Annotated in this window: 13 protein-coding genes and 1 pseudogene; 5 read left to right on the top strand and 9 right to left on the bottom strand. The window is 62.4% G+C overall.

What is annotated here, in order from left to right:
* Positions 1-151 precede the first annotated feature (151 nt).
* Positions 152-1,954: an acyl-CoA dehydrogenase gene (locus LDZ24_RS26085; protein ID WP_248324260.1), complete on the bottom strand. Its 1,803-nt coding sequence runs from the start codon at positions 1,952-1,954 to the stop codon at positions 152-154.
* Between the two features lie 224 nt (positions 1,955-2,178).
* On the opposite strand from LDZ24_RS26085, the gene LDZ24_RS26080 reads away from it, so the two are divergent.
* The gene (locus tag LDZ24_RS26080) at positions 2,179-2,865 is read left to right on the top strand and encodes a helix-turn-helix domain-containing protein (RefSeq protein ID WP_248324259.1); all 687 of its coding nucleotides are present in this window, start codon (positions 2,179-2,181) and stop codon (positions 2,863-2,865) included.
* Positions 2,866-3,087: 222 nt separating this feature from the next.
* Positions 3,088-3,447 carry a BON domain-containing protein gene (locus LDZ24_RS26075; RefSeq protein ID WP_248324258.1) on the top strand — a complete coding sequence of 120 codons (360 nt, stop codon included), beginning with the start codon at positions 3,088-3,090 and terminating at the stop codon, positions 3,445-3,447.
* 92 nt (positions 3,448-3,539) lie between these two features.
* Here the strand turns inward: LDZ24_RS26075 and LDZ24_RS26070 are convergent, their stop codons facing one another.
* From LDZ24_RS26070 to LDZ24_RS26055, 4 genes and pseudogenes are all read right to left on the bottom strand, one after another.
* The gene (locus tag LDZ24_RS26070; protein ID WP_248324257.1) at positions 3,540-4,985 is read right to left on the bottom strand and encodes a tyrosinase family protein; all 1,446 of its coding nucleotides are present in this window, start codon (positions 4,983-4,985) and stop codon (positions 3,540-3,542) included.
* Between the two features lie 394 nt (positions 4,986-5,379).
* Entirely contained in the window at positions 5,380-6,072 is a 693-nt protein-coding gene (locus LDZ24_RS26065) for a hypothetical protein (protein ID WP_248324256.1), read from the bottom strand.
* Positions 6,050-8,077, bottom strand: a complete 2,028-nt coding sequence (locus LDZ24_RS26060; RefSeq protein ID WP_248324785.1) for an alkaline phosphatase family protein — start codon at positions 8,075-8,077, stop codon at positions 6,050-6,052. Before LDZ24_RS26060 ends, LDZ24_RS26065 begins: the two co-directional genes overlap by 23 nt.
* Before the next feature lie 454 nt (positions 8,078-8,531).
* Positions 8,532-8,681, bottom strand: a pseudogene (locus LDZ24_RS26055) (aliphatic nitrilase); the annotation flags it as partial.
* A gap of 328 nt (positions 8,682-9,009) precedes the next feature.
* Here LDZ24_RS26055 and LDZ24_RS26050 point away from each other — a divergent pair.
* Together LDZ24_RS26050 and LDZ24_RS26045 are read left to right on the top strand one after the other, a co-directional pair.
* Entirely contained in the window at positions 9,010-10,323 is a 1,314-nt protein-coding gene (locus LDZ24_RS26050) for an MFS transporter (RefSeq protein ID WP_248324255.1), read from the top strand.
* A gap of 31 nt (positions 10,324-10,354) precedes the next feature.
* Positions 10,355-11,860 (top strand): M81 family metallopeptidase, encoded by a 1,506-nt coding sequence (locus tag LDZ24_RS26045; protein WP_248324254.1) that lies wholly within the window; start codon positions 10,355-10,357, stop codon positions 11,858-11,860.
* 424 nt (positions 11,861-12,284) lie between these two features.
* Here LDZ24_RS26045 and LDZ24_RS26040 read toward each other — a convergent pair whose 3' ends face one another.
* Positions 12,285-13,181, bottom strand: a complete 897-nt coding sequence (locus tag LDZ24_RS26040; protein WP_248324253.1) for a LysR family transcriptional regulator — start codon at positions 13,179-13,181, stop codon at positions 12,285-12,287.
* Positions 13,182-13,289: 108 nt separating this feature from the next.
* Between LDZ24_RS26040 and LDZ24_RS26035 the strand changes: the two genes are divergently transcribed.
* The gene (locus LDZ24_RS26035; protein WP_248324252.1) at positions 13,290-13,997 is read left to right on the top strand and encodes an SDR family NAD(P)-dependent oxidoreductase; all 708 of its coding nucleotides are present in this window, start codon (positions 13,290-13,292) and stop codon (positions 13,995-13,997) included.
* Between the two features lie 1,688 nt (positions 13,998-15,685).
* Here LDZ24_RS26035 and LDZ24_RS26030 read toward each other — a convergent pair.
* The 3 genes from LDZ24_RS26030 to LDZ24_RS26020 all read right to left on the bottom strand — a co-directional run bounded on the left by LDZ24_RS26030 (position 15,686) and on the right by LDZ24_RS26020 (position 18,602).
* Complete coding sequence (locus LDZ24_RS26030; RefSeq protein WP_248324251.1) at positions 15,686-16,264, bottom strand: hypothetical protein; 579 nt, start codon at positions 16,262-16,264, stop codon at positions 15,686-15,688.
* Positions 16,265-16,550: 286 nt separating this feature from the next.
* Positions 16,551-16,802, bottom strand: a complete 252-nt coding sequence (locus LDZ24_RS26025; protein ID WP_248324761.1) for a hypothetical protein — start codon at positions 16,800-16,802, stop codon at positions 16,551-16,553.
* A 138-nt stretch (positions 16,803-16,940) separates the two neighbouring features.
* Entirely contained in the window at positions 16,941-18,602 is a 1,662-nt protein-coding gene (locus LDZ24_RS26020; protein WP_248324783.1) for a carboxylesterase/lipase family protein, read from the bottom strand.
* Between the last annotated feature and the right edge of the window lie 140 nt (positions 18,603-18,742).

Here is an 18,742-nt window from a genome sequence, read left to right as displayed (position 1 = left end):
CCCGACGCGCGATGTTCGCGTCGCTGCTGGCGCCGGCGATGCGGCACGTTGCGAGAATAGCAATGCTGAACAATGCGCCGCCCCCCTCCGAAATGGGGGGCGGCGCGTGCAGTGCTTGCGGGGCCTACGCTGCGAGCGAAAGCGCCTTCGCTCAGAACTGCTCGTCCCGCAGCGCGAGCACGCCGTCGTCGCCCCGCGCGCTGAGAATCGCGATTTCGAGCGTCAGGGCGCGCGGCAGAATATGCGTCGCGTAGAAGTGCGCGGTCGCCTCCTTCGCGCCGTAGAAGAGCGGATCGCCCGCTTCCAGCGCCGCTGCGGCCATGAGCGCGCGCGCCATCTGCCAGCCGCACAGCACGGTGCCGGACAGCATCAGATAAGGCACGCTGCCCGCGAAGACCGCGTTCGGATCCGACTTCGCATGCGTCAACATGAAGTCGATGGCGCGCGCGAGCGCGGCGCGGCCCGCATCGAGATGGTCGTGCATCGCCGCGAACGCCGGTCGAATGCCGAACGCCGGATGCGCGCGCAGTTCACTGAGCGTCCGGTCGATGCGCGCGAGCATCTGCGTGGCGACCGCGCCGCGATCGCGCAGCGTCTTGCGGCCGAGCAGATCATTCGCCTGAATGGCCGTGGTGCCTTCGTAGATCGGCAGAATGCGCGCGTCGCGATAGTACTGCGCCGCGCCAGTCTCTTCGATGAAGCCCATGCCGCCGTGCACCTGAATGCCGATGCTCGTCACTTCCACCGACAGCTCCGTGCTGTAGCCCTTGACGATCGGCACGAGATATTCGTAAATCGCGCGGTGTTCGGCGCGCACGGCGTCATCGGCATGGTGCTGCGCGATATCGTGATGCGAAGCCGCTGCGTAGGCGAGGGCGCGCGCGCCTTCCGTGAGCGCGCGCATGGTGGCGAGCATGCGCTTCACGTCCGGATGGCGGATGATCGGAACCGCCCGCTCCGACGAGCCGTCCACCGGGCGGCTTTGCACGCGTTCCTTCGCATACGCGGCGGCCTTCTGGTAAGCCCGGTCCGCCATGCCGATTCCCTGCAGGCCGACAGCGAAGCGCGCCGCGTTCATCATCACGAACATGTATTCGAGGCCGCGATTTTTGTCGCCGATGAGAAAGCCCGTCGCGCCGCCGCCGTCGCCGAATTGCAGCACCGCTGTCGGGCTCGCGCGGATGCCGAGCTTGTGTTCGAGCGAGACGCAGTGCACGTCGTTGCGCTTGCCGAGCGAGCCGTCCGCGTTCGGCAGGACCTTCGGCACGAGAAAAAGCGAGATGCCCTTGATGCCCTCGGGCGCGTCCGGCGTGCGGGCCAGCACGAGATGGACGATATTCGACGCCATGTCGTGCTCGCCCCATGTGATGAAAATCTTGGTGCCGAAGATTCGATACGCGCCGTCGTCCGTCGGTTCGGCCCGCGCGCGCAGCAGGGCGAGATCGGAGCCGGCTTGCGGCTCAGTCAGGTTCATGGTGCCGGTCCACTCGCCGCTGATGAGCTTCGGCAGATACCGCGTTTTCTGCTCGGCCGAGCCCGCGAGCAACAAGGCGTCGATGGCGCCGTCGGTCAGCGACGGGCAGGTGCCGAACGACAGGTTGGCCGCCATCAGCATTTCGAGGCACGGCGCAGCGATCAACTTGGGCAGCCCCTGACCGCCGAACTCCACCGGATGCATCAAGCCTTGCCAGCCGCCTCGCACGAATTGGGCGAAGGCCTCGGCGAACCCCGGCGACGCGCTCACCTCGCCGTCGCGCCAGATTGGAGGCTGACGGTCGCCCGCCGCGTTCAAAGGCGCAAGCACTTCGCCGCACAGCCTCGCGCCTTCTTCGAGAATGGCCTGCGCCGTGTCGCACGTGGCATCGGCGCAACCCGGCAGCGCGACGACCGTATCGAGTCCGGCGAGCTCGGTCATCACGAACATCATGTCGCGGATGGGCGGGGTGTAGCTCATGGTTCTTCCTGAGTGGTCTGAGTGCATGACGACGCCGGCCTTCACGCTTCTGATGGCGGCGGACGACGACTCCGCGGCCGTGCCGGTTGTGACCGGCATGGTGGCGCATGTGACCGACGCTGCCGCCCCTCGAAACGAGGGGTGAGCGCGCCCCGGCGGCTGCTTATAGTCGAGGCGGACATGTCGCGGACCGCAGCGCGCGGCCGCCATCATCGGGAGAAGGGATGCATCGAACGGATTGTCCGGTGGCAATGGCCGAGCACGACTGCGTGGTCCGCGTGAAGCGGCCGCGCGGCCTTCGGAAGGCGCCGCGGCAGGCTCGCTCCGTGGCGCTCGTCACGGCGTTGAAGCAGACCGGCCGCAGCATTCTGGAAAACGAGGGACGCGAAGCGCTGACGGCGCTGCGCGTGGCGGAAAGCGCGGGCGTCGCGATCAGTTCGCTGTACGAATACTTTCCGACGATGGATGCGCTGATCGGCGCCGTGTTCGACGACTACCGCAACGAATCGCGCGATGCGCTGCTCGCGGGCATCGCCGCATTGCCGCCCAGCGCGACGCTGTTCGACGGCATCCTGCTGACGCTGACGGTCGGGCTCGGCGTGCATCGCAAGAAGATGCTGCTCGATCCGGCCTTCAACGTGCGCTCGATCCACTACGACGAACTCGTGCGGCTCGATCTCGTCAAGGCGGAGGAAATCTGGCATCCGGGCGCGACGCCGGCATTGATGGCGCGCTTCCAGTCGGAAATCCGCGTGCGCGATGCGGAAAAGGCGCGGTTCATGGTGCTTCACACGCTGCTTGCGCTGCCCCGCGCGATGGTGCTCGAACGGCCCGACTATCTCGCCGCGCCGGACACGCCGTATCTGCTCGCACGAATGATTCATGCGCTGCTCACGACCGAATCGCGGTAAGGCGCGGCCTTCCGTCCCGCGCTCGCCAGTCGCGCCCCCTATTCACGAGGGGGGCGGGACATCGGACAATGCGCCTATCCTTGCGGTGCAAAGAGGATTGCGGGCGACGGCGTTTCGCGATCCGAATGAATTCGAGTTCGACAGCGGACGGGCGTTGCAGGTCCAGCGCTGAAGAACATTTGCCGCGCCTGCATCGACTGGCGCGGTCATTTCAGGGGAAACATGTTGAAGAATTTGAAGCAATACCTCCTTCTTCCGGTGTTGTGCGCGACGGTCGCGCTGGCGCATGCGCAAGCCGCGAGCGACGTTCCCGCGAGCGCGGACGCCGCCTCCGCCGCTCGTCAGCAAGACAAGACCGCGGATCGCGCGCTGCGCAAGGACGTCATCCGCTCGCTCACCCGCACGAAGGGGCTCAACACCGCGCGCATCACGGTGCGAGTGAAAAACGGCGTCGTGATGCTGCAAGGGTCGGTCGCGGACCAATCGGAGATCGACTTGGCCACGCGCGCGGCGTCGAACACGCCGGGCGTCGCGTCGGTCAAGAACAGCCTCACCATTCAGGGGCCGATGGGTAGCGAGTAGGCCGGGGCGCTCGGGTGACGAGAAGCGCGAGCACAAAGAAAAAAGCCCGTCGCAATGCGACGGGCTTCTTCGCTTAGATGCCGCCAGCAGCGTCAGTCGGCAGTCGTCGCGAGTTCGAGGCGCAGTTCGTTCATCGACATCACGACGCCCGTCGGCGAATTGTCGCCATTCACGCGCACGAGCGAGACGACGACCTGCTTCAGTTCCGCGGGCGTCAGGCCGCGCAGCGCATCGTTGGCAGGCAGCATCAGCGTGCCGCCGGCATGGTGCATGGCCGCTGAGACTTCGAACGGTCCGATCGTTCCGACGAAGCGGGCTTGCGCGCTCGGATCGGCGTCTCCGGCAGACGGCAAGTTGACGTACACGTTATAAAAGTAGCCGCCTTGCTTGCCGAGCGACGTGACCGTGACGGTGTCGAGCACGATCTTCGCGAACTTGGCCTGGCCGGGCGCTGCCTGGGCGTTCGGGTTGGCGTTCGTGGCCGCGGGAGTGGTCAACGGCGATGTGACCGCGGTTTGCAGAGCCGTCACATCCGACGATGCCAGCGAGACCGCCGCGCTCACCGAATGCTCGTTGAGCTTCAGATTCGCCACGCCGCCGAGCGAGCGGCGGCCGTTGCCGATGGAGCGGGGCCCCGTCGCGCTGAAGTTGCCGATGGCCGGACGCGTGCGGATCGGCGGAATCTGCGCCTGCACGCGGATGATTCTGCCCACCTGCGCGCTCGGCGGCATGGACGACGGCAACGAGTTGTTCGCGTACGAATAGCCCAGCAGCGAAGGCTGGTAGGTCTTCGACTTCGCTATCGTGAGTCCGGACGCATACGTGAACGAGCCGCTCCAGTACGAATCCGTCGGCGACGGATAATTGGTTCGCGCGAGGCCCGCCCATCCGTCGAACAGGCGGTCGACGTTTGCATGATGCAGGTAGAAGATCGGATCGGTCGGCGACTGCATGTCGGCCATCCATCCACCGATAATGTCGTGCACCGGATTGTGCGGCGCATTTTCGAACGACGCTTCGTACGAGTTACTGGTGCCGCGCTGGAAGTTATTGACCTGCGTCGAAAACGGCGCCATGGTCAGCGCGTTATAGACGTTCGAGTTCGCGCGGCCGGACACGTATAACGGATTACCGGTCGCGCTATCGAGAAACTCGCTCGGAATGGTCGGGTGCGCGTAGTAATCCCAATAAGGCAACGTGAGCGAGCTGTCTCCGCTAACGGTTCGCAGTTGCTGTTCGAAGTAATAGAGATAGCCGCGGTGCCATGCGAAGAAGTACGGCTTCATGTGCGGGCAGTAATTCACGTGCACATTCACCCAGTAGTTCCACGAAGTGGGCTTGCTGGCGTCGGTGACGGCCTTCATCAGCTTGATGGCATTCAGAAAAGACGCATATTGCGGCGTCGTTTTGAACGTTTGCCATTCCACCCGGACGTGGCCCGTGGTAGCGGTCATGCCGGGAATGGGAAGCGACATTAACGCCGCTGCGGACGCGGAGCTTTTCAGGAAAGTCCGGCGGCTATAGGGGTTCTTTGCCATATTGATTCTCCTACGGCTAAATCGATGTTTTGTGCGCGGGGACGCGTTAGGGCCGTGTGCACCGGCAGATGCACAGGCGAAGTCATGAGTGCGGTATCTGACCGACCGGACATACGATACCCGTCATCGCGCGCGCGGTGCGCCGCAGTTGCCGCCCGAATGTGGCACGGCGCACACTATGCGGTTCTGCAAAGCCCCGCGTGAAGGGCATTTGTAGGAAAGAGCCCGAGGAGGGTGCAATCCGACCGGTCGGTCGCGAAAGCGCGCCGCGGCTCTCGCGCAACACTTTGTACGTGTGCGCTCCGGTAAATCCCCGGCTGACTGAGAGGTGAGTGGCGCGCCGGCCCGCTCTGCGCTTGTATTGGTTCTATTGAGCGGCGGGCCTTAGGCGCGTTCAGTCGTTGTCAAGCTCGGCGTTCGCATCATTGCGCACGAAGCCGGCATCGTGTAATTGGAAGGTATCGCGCGGCAGACGTTCACGGTCGACCGCCGTCACCCGCCAGACGACGCCCTGCGCACTGGACCAGATCACGAGCGGCAAACGGTCCTTCTCGCTCCAGCAGACGCGATGCGTCTCGCCCGCCTGCTCGATCCCATACCACCGGCAGCTCGCCAAAGGCGCGTCGGTGTTCGGCGGCGCCTCGGCCGGCACGATGCGGTACGCGCCGACCGGATGCCGCAATCCGTGCGAGAGATCGAACCAGTCCGAGAAGCGCCCGAGACGCACCAGGTTGTTCCGGTCGATGCGCGTCGTGATGCGCTTGTCGTAGTCGACGACGATCATCTGATAATCCGTCGGGTCCGACGCGTCGCGAATGACGTACGTATCGACGGCATCGTCGGTGCGGCGGCGCAGGCGCGACTCGCCGTCGCGCCAGACCTGCATCGTGTGGAGCCCGTCGCGCGCCGCATACTTCACCGTGAAGTGAAGCGTCGGCGGCTCGCCTTGCGCGGAAAACGCGGACTCGAACGTCGGCGCATGGACCTTCTTCGGCGAGCCGTGCGCGGGAGAACAGATCAGGAGCGCGCCGCACAGCGATGCGAGCATCGCCGCGCGGCCGCGCTTAATGGCGAATGGCCTTGGCATAGTCGAAGTAGCGATAAGTCTTGTTGTCCACGGTCAGATCCTTGACCGCGAGGTTGATCGTGTAGGTGCCCTGCGCAAGCGACGTGTCGGCGGTGGCGCCGGTCGGGTCCGTGGGCAGTTCGAAGCGCAAGCCCGTCGCGACCGAAGGCGGCGTGACCACCGACGCCGCGACGCTCGGCGTCGCGCTGCTCGCGGCAGTCTTGAGCGATTCGTTGATGATGCGCCCGTCGGCCTGCGGCATCGAAAGACCGAGCAGGTAGGCTACCGTCGGCGCGACATCGACGTTGCCGGTCGGCGTGCTGACGACCGTCGACGGCTTGAACGACGGACCGTTCGCAATGAGCGTGTTGTGCACGTCGTTGATGCCGAAGCTGCCGTGCATGCCGCGCTGTCCGCCCACGCTCTCGAACTCGATGCCCGGCATGCCCTGAACGCTCGTCTGGTCGTCCCACGTGAAGCTCGCGACGACGTCCGGCTGGCCGTTGTTCTGGCGCTGGGCGTTTTCGAGGTTGACCATCGACATCGGCAGGGTGCCCGGCAGGTTGCCGTAGCGGCTATCGACGAAAATCGCGCCGAACTCTTCGCGCTGTTGCAGCACTTGCACGAGCTTGCGGATGGTGGCGGGATCGTGGCCCGGCACGTAGAAGTAGTCGGAGCCGCCGTTCGCCGCAATGACGATGCCGTTCGCCGGCAAGCTGCCGACGGCCGGCACCTTGAAGCTCGCGACGGGCGCGGGCAGGTTCGCGCTGATCGCCTGATACTTCGTGTTGGCCGCGCCGCACAGCGTGCCGGTTGTATCGTTCTTCACGGGCACGGTGGGCGTGCCGTTCGCCGTCAGACCGTACATGGCCGAGGTGACGCAGCCGGAGCCGTCGTAGGCGTTGAAGCCGCGGAAGGTGAGGAGGTCGGCCGAGCGCACGTCGCCGGAGAACGAGTAGCCGTTCGCGTTGACGGCGCCCAGCGCGGCGGCGTCGCTGCCGCTCGTCGAGCCGTTGACGGGGCTGCCCGAAGGCGGCGTCGCGGACGGCGTGATCGCGCGCAGCGGATACAGCGCGAGCGGACCCGACACCGTCGAATGCCCGTGGTCCGACACGACGACGATGTTCGTCGTCTCGTAGAGATTGTTGGCTTTCAGGCCTGCGATCAGCTCGCCGAGCCGCGCGTCTTGCGAACGCAGGCCGGCCTTCATGTTCGACGTGCCGGGGCCATAGCCGTGCTCGACGTTATCCGGCGTGCGGAACCAGATGAGCGACAGCATGGGCTGCTTCTTCGGCAGGATGTACTGCGTGAAGACGGACATCATGTACTTGTTGGCCGCGTCTTCCGGCGCGCCTTGCGTCGTGTCGGCGCTGTCGCGCGCGGCGACCGTGAGCTTGCCCGCCGGGTCGTAGGCCGTCGTGTTGAACGTGACGTAGCCGGCGCGCGCGGTCGGATCGCCGTTGCTGGACGCGAGCGTGACCGCGTCGTTGCCGGAATAGCCGAACACCGTGTTCTTCGGCACGGCGATGTTCGCGGCCTGCAGCTCGGACACGAGGCTGCGCGGCTGCACGGTGTTTTCGTCGAGGAAGTAACCGCCCTGATTCAGATTCTGGATGTATGCCGCGCCGGACTTGCCGATGGCGGCCGTCACCATGCCGGCGGCCTGCGCGGTGGCGAACAGGCTTTTCACGAGCAGCAACTGGCCGCTGTAGTAGTTATTGAGCGTGGTCAGGACTTGATAGTCTTCGGTGAACACCGGATCGACGTAATCCTGACTCCCGCCCGAAGCCGACTTGCCGACGGGAATGGTGTTCGACGCGCCTTGCGGCGGTGTCCAGAACGTGTTGCCGTAGAAGCCGCTCGTCTTCGGGAACGAGCCCGTCGCGAACGACGAGCCGTTCATCATCGTGAAGGTCGGATACGTCGAGTGATTGTCGGTGAAGTTGACGCCGGCCTGACGGAGCGCGTAGAGGTTCGGCGTATCGGCCTGAGTGACCGAGTCGGGGCGCAGTCCATCCCACACCATGATGACGGTGCGCGTTGCCTGCGGAGGGTTCGGATGCGACGCGTCATGTCCGCCGCAACCGAGTAGAGACACACTGCCCACCAGGGCCATTGACCAGAAACGCAGGCTCGCCATTCGATTCACTCCGTTAGTCTTAGACATCGTTTAGAGGAGCGAGGCTAAAGACGCCGGATTACAAGGAAGTGACAAAGCTTGCGATTGTGGGATTTCGGCGCTGAGTGGATTACTAAAGCCGTACGTTTGGATGGACGTCGGGTGGACAGAGGGGCTAATAAGGTTGAGACCGTGCTGGTGCACCTGGAGCGATGATGGATGCCGTGGAGAACGTGGCATTCTGCGAAGCTGCCGTGCGCAATGGGCTCTCGCGGAGTACGGTTGTATGAATGGTGCTGTAAGGCTGGCTTTATGCCGATGGCTTTGAGATGCCTATTCACGCTACCGAAGCGCGATGGTCTTAGGCGACGGATTCGCTTCCCAGCGCCGGCGCCGACAGCGTCGCGCGTTCATGCACGTGAGCCATCGGCGTGCGGTCGATCATCAGACTGAGCAGTTCGGGACGGTTGTAATGGCCGGCTGCGTCCATCAGCATCTTGCGGCGGTCGATCTTGCGCTCTTTCCCGCCTGACCGACGCGAGTTGCCTGGCGACTTCCAAGCGCAGCTTCCCGACGTAGACCCTGGCGACTCCCTGTTCAACGGCGGCTGCTGAGCCCGGGCGATGACCGGATCATCTGCACCGTCCCGCCGCGATCATCATCGTTGGCCAGTCTCCGACCGTCGTGCTGATCGGTCTCGCGCGTGAACCGGGCGTCCGATTCGAAACCTTGCGTTGCTCGAAAGACAACGACATGTGAACTTAGTTGCTCTTGCTCGCACGGCTGCATGCGTCGACTATGGTCTCACCCGACGAGGGAAGACCCAATAGGAGACGCGGATGTCGACCATTCAGATGTTGCGCGACGGCCAGGCCGTTTCGGCGCTCTATAGCAGAATCAATTGGCGGCTTTTACCGCTGCTCATCGCGTGCTACATGTTCGCGTATCTGGATCGCGTGAACGTAGGGTTCGCGAAGCTTCAGATGCAAAGCGACCTCGGCTTTTCCGATGCCGCATACGGCGTAGGCGCTGGGATCTTCTTCATCGGCTACGTGCTGTTCGAGATTCCAAGCAACCTGATGCTGCCGAAGCTCGGGGCGCGCCTCACGTTCAGTCGCATTCTGGTTCTCTGGGGCGTGACGTCGGCATGCATGCTGTTCGTGCGCAGCGTGCCCGCGTTTTACGCAATGCGTTTTCTGCTCGGCGTGTTCGAAGCGGGCTTCGCACCGGGCATGATCTATTACCTGTCGCGCTGGTATGGACCGACGCGCATGGCCCGCGCCATTGCGATCGTGTTCGTCGCGGGGCCGCTCGGCGGCGTGATCGGAGGGCCGCTTTCGGCGTGGCTGATTTCATCGCTCTCGGGCGTCGGCGGACTGGCCGGCTGGCAGTGGATGTTTCTCGTCGAAGGCCTGCCGTGTATCGCGCTCGGCGCGCTCGTGTGGTTCGTGCTCGCTGATCGTCCGTCTGATGCGCGCTGGCTCACGCAGGACGAACAACGTGTCGTCGAAGCGGAAGTCGACGCGCACGCAAGTTCTGAGCATCGCATCGAATCGTTTCGCGAGGTGCTGCGCAATCCGCGCGTCTATCTGCTCGCACTCGCGTACTTCTGCATCATCTTTTCGATCTACGCGATCAGTTTCTGGCTGCCGACGCTGCTCAAGGAACAGGGCGTGAACGACACGATCCGCCTCGGCTGGTTCGTGGCGATTCCGTATCTGGCCGCCGCGATCGCCATGTATGCAGCCGGCCGCCGCTCCGACAAGCTGGGCGAGCGGCGCTATCACAGCGCACTTCCGGAGCTTGCCGCTGCCGCGTTGTTGGTCGCGACGCCTTACGCGTCCGGGCATCTCTTCGCGACCCTCACGCTGCTCACCCTCGCCACCGCCTGCATGTGGATGGCCTACACGGTCTTCTGGGCGATCCCGTCGGAAACCATCGCGGGTCCCGCGGCGGCGGGAGGCATCGCGTTCATCAATACGATCGGGCTTTCCGGCGGGTTCTGGGGGCCGGCGGCGCTCGGCTGGGTGAAAGCCGCGACCGGCAGCACGAACGGCGGACTGCTCCTGATGGCAGGCATGGCTGCGCTTTCATGCGTGCTGATTCTTGCCAACAAGCGAACGGTCGCGAGCGCAAGAATGCGCGCAGCCTGACTCTCTATCGACAGATACACGGACCACGGACATGAAGATCTTGATCGCAGGATTTCAGCACGAAACGAACACCTTCGCGCCGACGAAGGCAAGCTACCAGAGCTTCATTCAGGGCGAAGGTTTCCCGCCGATGGCGCACGGCGCCGAAGTGCTCGCGCTGCGTGACGTGAATGTGCCGATCGGCGGCTTCATCAAGTGGGCAGAGGCGCAAGGCCACGAATTGATCCCGGTGATCTGGGCTGGCGCGAGCGCATCGGCGCAGGTGACGGAGGACGCGTATGAACGCATCGCGGGCGCCATCGTCGAGCAGGTGAAAAAAGGCGGCTTCGATGCAATCTATCTCGATCTGCACGGCGCGATGGTGACCGAGCATCTCGATGACGGCGAAGGCGAATTGCTTGCGCGCGTGCGGCGCATCGTGGGCGACGACATGCCGCTCGTTGTGTCGCTCGACCTGCATGCGAACGTCACAGCAAGCATGCTGGAACTCGCTGATGCGCTCGTCGCGTATCGCACGTATCCACACGTCGATATGGCCGAGACCGGGTTGCGCGCAGCGCATCTCCTCGCGCAGCGCGTCGCGCACGGCAGGCCGTTCAAACGCGCGATGCGACGCGTGCCGTTCCTGATTCCGGTGAACGGTATGTGTACGCTGGTGGAGCCGGCGCGCGGCATGTACGGTGCGATCGAGGCGCTGGAAAAGACGGTGGTGTCGCTATCGTTCGCGCCCGGCTTTCCGGCATCGGATTTCGTCGCGTGCGGTCCGGCGATCTGGGGATATGCGCTCGATCAGGCAAGCGCGGAGCACGCGGTCGATGCGTTGTACACGCGGATCACCCACGACGAAGCGCGTTGGGGCGTGTCTTTCCTTTCGCCTGACGAAGCCGTCCTGGAAGCCATCGCCGCCGGCCGCGCTGCGACAAAGCCCGTTGTCATCGCGGATACGCAGGACAATCCCGGCGTCGGCGGTGATTCGAACACGATGGGCATGGTGCGCGCACTGTTGCGTCACCGTGCGCGCGACGCGGCCGTAGGCGTCATCTGGGACGAGCAGGCAGCGCGGGCGGCGCATCGCGCAGGCGTGGGCGCGCGCATCAGACTCGCGCTCGGCGGCGGCTCGAATGTACCGGGCGATTCACCGGTCGAAGGCGAGTTCGAGGTCGAGTCTGTGTCGGATGGACGATTTCGTTTCGACGGCCCGATGCTTCAAGGCATGAAAGGCGAACTCGGGCCGACCGCGTGCCTGCGCATCGAAGGATTACGCATCGTGGTAAGCAGCATCAAGATGCAGGTGTTCGACCGAAATCTGTTTCGCGTCGCGGGCATCGAGCCGGAGCATATGAAAATCGTCGTGGTCAAGAGCTCGGTGCATTTTCGCGCCGACTTCGAGCCGATTACCGCGCGCATTCTCGTTGCAAAAGCTCCCGGCCCGATGGCCGCCGATCCTGCGGATCTGCCCTGGCGCCATCTGGATGCACGCATGCGCTTGCGACCGAAAGGGCCGACGCTCGAGGCGCTGCGTGCATCGGCTGCATGATGGTGTTTGGGTTTGCGGCTCGACGCGATCATGAAAGGGACGAGCGGTAGTCAGTCTTTGCATGATGCGGGAAGCCTTTGCAGGTTTTCAGCTTGCCGTTTCTCGGCAGCTTGACCGAAGAGGCCGCGAGTCGGCATAGGGCGCGATCGGATCGTCGGCGTCGTGCATTGCGAGCTGGCCGATGGCTGTCCTGCAAGCGATGGCACGGAATGACGGTTCCACTCCAATGAAAACGGCGACTGCGCGACCGGCTGCAACAGGTCGCCTAGAGCCGACCGCAGCCGGTGGCACGCGGCCATGAAGCGTCAGTCGATGCGCCATCGCTCGGACGTTTCGACGTAATGTTCGCCCTCGAGTGCAGCGGTTGAGGGCCGAGATCGACTGGCCGGGGCAAGGCGATGGTAGGCCAACAGGCCATCGCCTGTCATGCGTTGAAAAGCGCCTCACTTTCCTTGAATGAATCGATCAAGTGCTGCGTAACCACCCTTAGCGTCGGCACGTTACGGTCCTGCCTGCGTATGAGAAGCCACATATCTCGCGGGGGAGGCAGCGGCCCTAGAGCGGACAACCGCAGCCCAGACAGACTTCGCCCTAGATAATGGGGCAGCAAAGCTAAACCCGCGCCGTCCCGAGCCGCAATAGCTTGCAGTATGTGATTTTCAGCGCGGAATGAAACGCGACAGTGAGGGAAATGCTGCGACAACCAGCTCGTGCCGGGCATGTCGGCGCTTTCCTCGTTGAAACTCACGAAAACCGGCGGCTCTCCTCGTTCGACTCGTTCACACTGCGCGGTTGTGCCATAGAAGCCGAACGACATGAGGCCGAGTGACTTGGCGATCAGGTCCGCGTCGGCAAGGCGACCCACGCGCACCGCGATATCTGCTTTGTGACGATCGAGACTGACCGAACGAAGGTTCGTCGCAAGATCGATATCGATACCGGGGTAGGACTCGGTGAGGCGGGTAAGGCGGGCAAGTATGAAGCCCTGCGTCAGCGCGGGCGGTGCATTGATACGCACCAGGCCTCGAAGGCTGCCGTCTCCATCGCTCGCCTCGGCATGCTTCATTCTCTGCGCTGCAGCTTCCATCTCCGCTGCAGCCTGCAACGTATTTCTTCCCGCAGGAGTCAGTACGTATCCTTCTGGCCTGCGCTCGACCAGCTTCTGACCCGTGCTCTCCTCGAGAGACTGAACACGGCGGGCGACCGTTGCATGATTAACGCGCAGTGCGCGTGCCGTAGCAGACAGGCTTCCGTAGCGTCCAAGCGCCAGAAAAATCCTGATGTCCTGCCAGTCGAGTTCTGTGCGTTTTTTATCAGTCATTGCGCAAGGATAGCGACTCCCCGTTCACGAAGTCCAGCGCTAACCTCCTGTCCATACCACGAGATGCCAACGGCATCCCAAGTTCAGTCAACAGCCAGGAGAAATACCATGAGTCAGAAGAAAGTAGCCATTGTCACCGGCGCTTCCCAAGGTATGGGCGAGGGGATCGTCAAGGCTTTTCGCGCGCGCGGCTACGGCGTGGTTGCGACGTCGCGCTCCATTCAGCCCTCAGCCGACCCGGACCTTGTGACCGTCGCGGGCGACATCGGTGACCCGGAGACCGGCAAGCGTGTGGTCGCTGCAGCGCTGGACCGCTTTGGCCGAATCGACACGCTGGTGAACAACGCCGGCATTTTTATCGGCAAGGCATTCACTGAATACACCGAAGAAGATTATCGTCTCAAGCTAAAGACCAACCTCGACGGTTTCTTTTTCACGACCCAGCAAGTCATTCCGGTGATGTTGAAACAGGGCAGCGGACACGTTGTCCAGATCACTGCCTCGACGGCGGAGTTTGCGAGCTCTCGCTCTCCCGCTTTCCTCGCGATGCTGACCAAGGGCGGGATGAATTCCGCCACCAAGAGCATGGCGATCGAGTACGCCACACGCGGCATTCGCGTGAACGCAGTGGCGCCGGGCGTCATCCGCACGCCCATGCACGATCCGAGCATGGTGGAAAAGCTGGCTGCCTTTCACCCCATGAACAAGCTAGGCGAGGTCGAAGATATTGTTCGAGCGGTGCTCTACCTCGAGGACGCAGCCTTCTCGACCGGCGAGATTCTCCACGTCGATGGCGGCCTTATCGCAGGGCGCTGAACTTAAGGGAGGCGCGCAATCAGCGCCTCCCTTTCTCTTGGAGAACCGTATGCCGATTGTGAATATTCTCGTGACTCGTGAAGGCACACTCCCTCACGAGGAACGTACGATCCGTGAGCAGAAAGCCGCAGTCTCTGCAGCGCTCTCTCTTTCAAGCGATGGCACTCCATCGACCCGTCCACGGTGCACCGAGCCGCGCACTAGTCGGGCAACCTTCGTCGAGTCACTGAGTGGGAGCGCTGCGAGCGAGCCTACGTCGGCGAACCGGCCTTTGGGACGAAAGCCAAGCTTTGGGCTGGGATCACTCACGCCGAAGTCACAGGCGGGCCTCGATCATTCATCGCAGGGGCGCGACGCACTTCGGCTAACTGACATGCTCGGCGACATATGATCGACCGCTTGCCTTGCATACCGAGTAGCGGCCGGTCCTCCCCATTGGTGCCCGCAGCGAATCGCCGAGCATTCAATAGTGGATCGTAAGTGGCTCCGGGTAGTCGAGCGGGTAAGCTGACTCAATGCCCCACGCTTCAGCCGTGTAAGGTGGGGGACCGGAGTGACCTCCCGGGTAGGTATAACAGGAGCCCGCGCCCGAACTCGAATGAACGACTATGGTCGTGGTCGGGCCGTCGGGCGCGAGATAGAGGGTTAGCTTCGCGCCATTCCTGACCAGAGTGGAAGGCCTCAGCACTGGCCAGGCATTGACGATCGCGGGGGGGCCGCTACAGTCTGCGGTTGGAAAGGAGAATCCGCCTGCCGACCAAGCGTACTCCGACGCATGTTGCCGGCCATGTTCGTCGAAGGGTCGATAAACGCCTACGAACGTCCGCGCTCCTCCGACTGTCAGAACCACGCCTTTGCCGACGCTATCGATTGCGAGCGGGCCGACCGCATTGCCCCTGGCGTCGAGAACCTTGAGGACATCGTGCCCGTGCCGTCGGCCGTCGCCATGGACACCGTCTCCGTCGTGGTCACTGCCGGCGAATGCTGGCGTGGCGATGAACAGGAGCGTAACGACAGAAAGCAATTTGCACATCTCGGTCTCCCGTCAATGGGACTCTTGCGAGCTACCGGACGGTCAGCGGCTCAGGGAAGTGCTCGGTGAGCGAGAAGCTGCTCTCGGGCGTCCAGCCTTCCTCTCGACCAACGGGCATGATGCTTATGCACGAGCCGTCGACATACCGCGTGGAGCGTACCGACGGTGCTAAGTCGGACGAAAATGAGTCGGGCGCTATGTAAAGCGTCGCTTCGCCGCCCTGCCGCGAAACGGCTACAGGGCGTAGGTTGCCGGCTGGCTCTCCCCGTACGAAAGGCGGGCCGCTGCAGTCGCTCGTTCGGAAGGAGAACGCGTAAGACACATCGCCCCAGACGTACTGCGACGCGACGGTATGGCCGTTCGCATCGCTCGCCCGGTGAATCGGTACGAATACAATGGCCCCGTTCACCGTCAGAACCACACCCGGGGACGAGTTGCCGAAGAAGTCAGTGTGACCGGACGTTAAGGTGCCTACGAAACTTCCGCGCGCATCGACAACTCTCAGAGAGCGATGCTCACCTTCATGCCGTGTACCTACATCGTCGGCAGATCCGCGGCCGCTCCACATCGAGGCAAGGGCCACTACAATCACCGCAGTCTTGACTGTAGCTTTCACGAGAGACTCCTTCGCGTACTCGCAGTCCTGTCATCGCGTTCAATAGTGGACGGTGAGCGGCTCAAGGAAATACTGAGTTAGTGAATAAGCAAACCCAGTCATCCAGACCCCTCCCACGCCTGGAAGGTCATAGGCGCTGCATCGATCTTTAGCGTCGGAGTAGGACCTGAGGTCGACCGAAGCCGTGTCAGTATCCGAAGCAATGTAGGCTGTCACATCGGTGCCGCGTCGTACGACTTCTAGCGGTCTTAGCACGGCGAAGGTGTCGATGATCACCGGGGGCCCGCTGCAATCAGTTGTTGAGTACCACGGTTTTCCTTCCGCCCACGCATATTGAGTGGACGAGACGTGACCGCCGCTATCCGTCATCCGCCTTATGGGGACAACGACATTCGCGCCGTTGACAGTGATGAGAGCACCACTCGAGAAACTCGAGAATGGAGCATCAACGAGTGGTCCGACCACAATGCCCCTGCTGTCGAATACCCGCAGCTTTCGAGGACCATCGTGGCGATCGCGGTCGCTCTCACCGACTCCACCGTCGTGCGCAAATGTCTTCGACGGGACAGTCAGCAAGACAAGCAAGACACAAGAGAGCTTTCGCAGGTCGAGTTTCATGGTGTCGGATCGTACAACGCTGATCGCTTGATCAACCTGCTGTGTCGTCTGATCGAGAGTCGCCAGGCATGTGCACGAGACTAGCTGTTGCTCTCGACACAGAGGGCCTGCGGGGAAGGCTATCTGTTAAGAATATAGGATGCGCGCGACGACTAAGCAAACGGCGAATGTCGGCGAGCCGAGGCAGTCTTGAACAAAGTAATGCGCAACGAAAGTGCTAGTTATCCGGCGCGTCCGGCGAATGCATCGGCGACTTATGTCCCTATCGGCGAATTCGAAACGCGGTCTAACGCAGTGACCTCACGAGGTCAATCATTCTGAAGAAGTTTCGGTGTCGGCCATGAAGCGTCATTAGCACAGTCAAATTTGATCTGATTTCCAGGCGTCGCTTCCGCCTGCGGAAACAGCCGAACGCGTCGAGTTGCACCAGCATGCGCGCGCCCGTGTCCTCGGCGATCTGGATCGTGACGCCGGACAACTCGTATTGATCTGCATAAAGTGCGGGCACCGCATCCGCCGTACCGCGTTCAGCAAACACTGCGCACTCCGCTCCGACAGCAAAAAAGGGGCAGCAGCGCGCCGCTCACGCTCGAGTTGATCGGCGACCTCGCTTTAGATCACGAGGGTCGATGGCAGCCGCGCATAGCGACCTCATCGGCCCAGTCATGCGGATCAATTACTGATACTGCCGATTTACCGTTTGATTTGCGTCATTAAGCGGCTCAACAAGATCGAGTTGCGCTTTCAACGGATTCGGCTGGTTCACCTGCAAGGTGCCTGCTGCATTGAACTCCAATTGGTTGTCGAGTGCAATGTTGTATGCCGGCCAGTTTGTTAGACCTGCGTTAGACGGATTTCCCGTTTTTGCGAACGCAGTCCAGTAGGCGATCATGTTACGCGCCACCTGTTCGTCTTGACTCGTGACAGCTGTCCCGTAGATAGAGGAAAGGGTATCAAATACGTACGGAATCTCGGCACCATGCGTGGCGCCGGCGACGCTATTTTTGATCGACTGAGCGACATACGAGAAGCGATAGAGATACGTCGGCGCGCCGTTGGACGTAAAGATTCGGGCGACAAAGCGTGCGGGCTCATCCATCGTAATGACACGAGAAATTTGGCTCTCAATGGACGCCACAGAGGCGGTGCCGGTCGGATCGAACGCCGCAGCGGCAGCGCTCAAGTTTTGAGGACCGAAGATCGCGTACGCCTGCTCCTTCGTCGTAATGCCTTGAGTCGAAAATCCGAGGTCGGCACTGTTCACCCCAATCATGAGCGGGATCTTCGCAAAGTGTCCCGCCTTGTACTGATTCTCCGGTTCGTCAACCACAAGTTTACCGTCGATGACCGCGCCGCCTGAGAACGTGGCCAGGCTATGCGATGTATTCAACGTTGAGGTGTCCAACCCGCCGAGAACTTGATCTGCCGAGAGGGCACGTAGGGCGTCCAGCGAACTGGCATCACTCCCGTTGATTCCCAGTCCACTGGCGAATGAAGCACCCTGTTCTTCAGCCGACGCCCCAACCGTCTTGGCGTTACGCGTGAGCGTACGGCCATAGTACTGGTTGACGCGTCCATTGCCGGACTCATTGATCGCCTTCGCAAACAGTCCTGATGCCAACGGCGATGTCAGCAGGTTGTGGATAGCTTCACCTCCAGCCGATTCCCCGAATATCGTGACGTTCGTGGGGTCGCCGCCGAAATTGGAGATGTTACGCTGCACCCATTTCAAGGCGGCGATCTGGTCCATATAACCGTAATTAGCCAACGTTTCGCCGGACTGGGCAGCGGCCGCGGTGAGTGCAGGATGTGCAAAGAAGCCGAAGCGGCCGAGCCGGTAATTCACAGTGACGATAACGACGCCTTCTTTGGCGAACTGTGTGCCGTCATATTTCGGCATCGATGTTCCGCCAACGACGTAGGCACCGCCGTAGATCCAGACCATCACAGGCAAGTTCTTGCCAGTGCTGTTTTGCGGGCGCCAGACGTTGAGGTACAGACAATCTTCCGACGGGGCGACCGTCAGTGCGGAATTCGGGCCGCTCGTTTGCATGCAGTCATGAACAAAAGACGTGGCCTGCCGCACACCGCTCCATGCAGAGACGGGCTGGGGCGGGCGCCAGCGCAAGCTCCCGACGGGAGGAGCCGCAAAGGGAATACCCTTGTACGCCACCACGCCGTTAGCCGCCACGCCCTGCACGGCACCATCGGCCGTCATCGCGATTGTGGGATCGGCGGAATTCGAAGAGCCGCCACCTCCACAAGCAGACAGCGCCGCAGCGAGAATGGGGAAGGTAAGCAATGCGGGCAAGCGCATCGATGTGTCTTGCTTTAGCATAGCCTGTTCGATTTTTGCTGGAGCTTTACGTCTCTGTGTAGTCATGATGCCATCGTCCCCTCTATGATCCCGGATACCTTACCGCCATGACCCGTTGCTGCGGCGGGCTCTGCGGCGCAGAGCGGAATCGAGTATCGAAG

The sequence above is a fragment of the Caballeronia sp. Sq4a genome (assembly GCF_023170545.1).
In the GTDB taxonomy this organism is placed as follows: Bacteria; Pseudomonadota; Gammaproteobacteria; order Burkholderiales; family Burkholderiaceae; genus Caballeronia.
This window is presented reverse-complemented; position numbering and strand designations above follow the sequence as displayed.

Coding starts and splice junctions, on each gene's coding strand:
- LDZ24_RS26045 (WP_248324254.1), top strand. CDS start 10,355: ATGAAGATCTTGATCGCAGGATTTCAGCACGAAACGAACACCTTCGCG.
- LDZ24_RS26085 (WP_248324260.1), bottom strand. CDS start 1,954: ATGAGCTACACCCCGCCCATCCGCGACATGATGTTCGTGATGACCGAG.
- LDZ24_RS26080 (WP_248324259.1), top strand. CDS start 2,179: ATGCATCGAACGGATTGTCCGGTGGCAATGGCCGAGCACGACTGCGTG.
- LDZ24_RS26035 (WP_248324252.1), top strand. CDS start 13,290: ATGAGTCAGAAGAAAGTAGCCATTGTCACCGGCGCTTCCCAAGGTATG.
- LDZ24_RS26060 (WP_248324785.1), bottom strand. CDS start 8,077: ATGGTGTGGGATGGACTGCGCCCCGACTCGGTCACTCAGGCCGATACG.
- LDZ24_RS26050 (WP_248324255.1), top strand. CDS start 9,010: ATGTCGACCATTCAGATGTTGCGCGACGGCCAGGCCGTTTCGGCGCTC.
- LDZ24_RS26040 (WP_248324253.1), bottom strand. CDS start 13,181: ATGACTGATAAAAAACGCACAGAACTCGACTGGCAGGACATCAGGATT.
- LDZ24_RS26020 (WP_248324783.1), bottom strand. CDS start 18,602: ATGCTAAAGCAAGACACATCGATGCGCTTGCCCGCATTGCTTACCTTC.
- LDZ24_RS26065 (WP_248324256.1), bottom strand. CDS start 6,072: ATGCCAAGGCCATTCGCCATTAAGCGCGGCCGCGCGGCGATGCTCGCA.
- LDZ24_RS26070 (WP_248324257.1), bottom strand. CDS start 4,985: ATGGCAAAGAACCCCTATAGCCGCCGGACTTTCCTGAAAAGCTCCGCG.
- LDZ24_RS26030 (WP_248324251.1), bottom strand. CDS start 16,264: ATGAAACTCGACCTGCGAAAGCTCTCTTGTGTCTTGCTTGTCTTGCTG.
- LDZ24_RS26075 (WP_248324258.1), top strand. CDS start 3,088: ATGTTGAAGAATTTGAAGCAATACCTCCTTCTTCCGGTGTTGTGCGCG.